Genomic DNA, 2,547 nt, shown 5'->3' with positions numbered 1-2,547 from the left:
ATTTGATCAACAACGCCTATAATAACTAACGCAGATACCACCAACTAAGGTGGTGTCTGCAATTTAAGTTTGAAGGTCAAATCGATAGAAGTGTGTTAAAATAACTCTTTTTCTTAACTGAATTAAACAACAACGTCGCATTTATCGTAAAACAGCTTTAGTTATGGCATAAATCGTCATTATATCTATGTATGCATTGATTTTAAACAATATTAGAAGGTGATGAGAGTAAGAAGTTTTTTAAACGGCTTTATAGATGGAGTTATTCTCCTCCGGCAACGCATGTAAACAATGAGGATTACCTTTCCCCTACAAAGATAGGCGTCTAAGTAGTGCTGAATCTTTGGCTACCTAAGCTTCACGGCTCAAAAAAACGGGAAGCAAAAATTTGACTATCACAAGTGTCCACTATCTGAAACAGCGTGTATTGTGTGCTACAGCTATTAGTACCGCTTTAACTCTGTGTCATTACAACGCACAAGTTGAGGAGAGTTACACAAGGCTCAAAACTAGGGCCGATTTCGATTTATGGTCGTTTTTATTGAGACTGACTGATCACTTGGATTTTTCTATTCAATAAGGCTTGTACAGAATGAGGGTCTTTTTCGAAGCTTAAGATTGAGTTATAAATTTCCACATTCGCATGCATCGACAACAACTCACTTAACTCCAGTTTGGAGTTGGCTCGATTCGCCTCTCGCTCTCCAGGACTAGTCTGTACAACGGTTCGCCCCAGAAAGGTGCCTTGCGTTGCGAGGGGAGGTTGTCCTTTGCTCTCTAAGTTATTGAAATATATATCATTTATTTTTGGTTTGATGTCGTTGGACATAAGGTACCTAAACTCTTAAGTCTGAGCTCTGAAGCATAGACGGTGAAACTTCTGTTACGACATGAGCAGACAACAAGGACTCCCAAGATTCGCTCTGTGTGAGCAGTTCAGCAAGTCCACTCTCAAACAGCTCATAGTCGAGTTTTTCGGCACGAAGCAACCTGTTTAAACACAGCTTGTGCCTGTGATTATCTAGACTAAAAAATAGTTGATGTTCAGACCAGTGATAGTTGAATGACAAAAAAGAACGATAAAGATCAGAATTAACAGTTTGTAGGTCAACAATCTCTACTTCTAGTTGAAGTGTTTCTATTTTAGAGTGAAAAATTAAATGCACTCTTAACTTATCGTCAAAAGCTAACCCCAGTTCGTCTTCAGTCAAATGTAATTCAGGCAAGCCTACTCGACGAGAAAACTCTATCAGAACCTCATCTACAATTTGGCGTACTGACATAAAAACAGTCCTTTCATTAATGTTAATAGGTATTATAGGTTAAACTGGTGTTTTTTATATTATTATTGGTTGATATTTTTTATATATTACGTAAGGTTCAGTCAGATCGCAATTACCAAAATACGCAGTTCTTCGGCATTCGCGCTTCTTAAGCGTGATTCTATTCCTTTTATGGTCTCAATAAGGGCACGAATGTACTTTGTTAATCTGATGTAAACAGAACGGAGGCTCTGTAATCTTTATTCCATGCAGCTTTATTCATCTTCCTTGGTACTGACAAGTCCCTTTCGGATTTCCTAAATCAGTCCTGAACAAAACGTTGATGATGAAACTGATTCAGTGACACACTCTCAAAGGGCTAGTTGTCTTTGTTTACATACTTTGTTAATAATTCTTGATGTAGTACCAATGGAGCAAGAATTGTTGCCTCGCCTTCAAACCAAGTAGCTCTTCCTGAACCAAGCATCCCGATGTGACTAGGGAATACTGTAATCAACTTGCGTGTGAAGCAAGTTGAGAGCAGACCGCTAGCTGTAATAGTATTTCAGCTCCCTGCAGTTTATTAGGTTAATACAATTAAACGCGAAAAGTTGTAGGGTAAAAATGTGATTCTTTGTCGATAGATTTTGATTCTATATTGTTAGCTAGAGAGGTTATTTGTTCATAGTATTGGCTGAGCAATTCCAATTGTTGATATACCGTGTACCGATCGGCTTGAACGATAGGCTGATGATTCCAAAGAATGAGGTTATTACTTTTATTATCAAAGCCAACAACTGGTTTTTTCTCATCTTGGCTAAACATATTCATTTCAAGCAAAACCTGAGCATTGTTTTTGTTGAGTTCACCTAAATTACTTAACATCATCAAACGTCCACTTGGGTGTTCGGTAATGTGGCACTCTTGCTCTCCTACTTTAATGCTTGTCACATTATTCGTTTCAGTGTTTGCTGCCTCTAGACCGAGCTCTTGGCAAAGCATTTCAACTACTTTTATATATTGCTGACTCATATTGTTTACTTATTTACTGTAAAAAGGCGTGTCAGTAGACCAAAAAGTGAGTTTAATAACTATCAATAATGGCAGTAAGTTTTTAGCTTCTTCAAGGCTTTGTTGCGTAATTAAATTTAAAGATAGAACTACCCCGTTTCGCGTATTTCTTAATCAATACGACAAGTTTCAGGCATACCTAACCCAGTAAGCTTGTTTAACGCTTTTATCATCGCGTAAGTTTCACCCACCTGGGCATTGTAATTTCTTAAGC

General features: G+C 37.8%; 3 protein-coding genes and 2 pseudogenes. All 5 read right to left on the bottom strand.

Annotated elements, in window-relative coordinates; translation table 11 throughout:
* Nucleotides 1-538 precede the first annotated feature (538 nt).
* Nucleotides 539-829 carry a T3SS regulon translocated regulator ExsE2 gene (gene exsE2, locus AB4623_RS04920; RefSeq protein WP_017098096.1) on the bottom strand — a complete coding sequence of 97 codons (291 nt, stop codon included), beginning with the start codon at nucleotides 827-829 and terminating at the stop codon, nucleotides 539-541.
* 7 nt (nucleotides 830-836) lie between these two features.
* On the bottom strand, nucleotides 837-1,283 hold the full coding sequence (locus AB4623_RS04915) for a type III secretion system chaperone (protein ID WP_102534048.1): 447 nt from the start codon (nucleotides 1,281-1,283) through the stop codon (nucleotides 837-839).
* 202 nt (nucleotides 1,284-1,485) lie between these two features.
* Nucleotides 1,486-1,605, bottom strand: a pseudogene (locus tag AB4623_RS04910) (ISAs1 family transposase); the annotation flags it as partial.
* A 254-nt stretch (nucleotides 1,606-1,859) separates the two neighbouring features.
* On the bottom strand, nucleotides 1,860-2,294 hold the full coding sequence (locus AB4623_RS04905; RefSeq protein WP_017098094.1) for a CesT family type III secretion system chaperone: 435 nt from the start codon (nucleotides 2,292-2,294) through the stop codon (nucleotides 1,860-1,862).
* A 149-nt stretch (nucleotides 2,295-2,443) separates the two neighbouring features.
* Nucleotides 2,444-2,547 (bottom strand): annotated as a pseudogene (locus AB4623_RS04900) (IS5/IS1182 family transposase); the annotation flags it as partial.

The sequence above is a fragment of the Vibrio sp. 10N.222.52.C12 genome (assembly GCF_041474215.1).
Lineage (GTDB): Bacteria > Pseudomonadota > Gammaproteobacteria > Enterobacterales > Vibrionaceae > Vibrio > Vibrio crassostreae_C.
The sequence above is the reverse complement of the archived record's forward strand: the minus strand, read 5'-3'. Positions and strand labels throughout refer to the sequence as shown.

What these genes read in the sequence shown, in the direction of transcription:
- exsE2 (WP_017098096.1), bottom strand. Translation starts at nt 829, where the DNA reads ATGTCCAACGACATCAAACCAAAAATAAATGATATATATTTCAATAAC.
- AB4623_RS04915 (WP_102534048.1), bottom strand. Translation starts at nt 1,283, where the DNA reads ATGTCAGTACGCCAAATTGTAGATGAGGTTCTGATAGAGTTTTCTCGT.
- AB4623_RS04905 (WP_017098094.1), bottom strand. Translation starts at nt 2,294, where the DNA reads ATGAGTCAGCAATATATAAAAGTAGTTGAAATGCTTTGCCAAGAGCTC.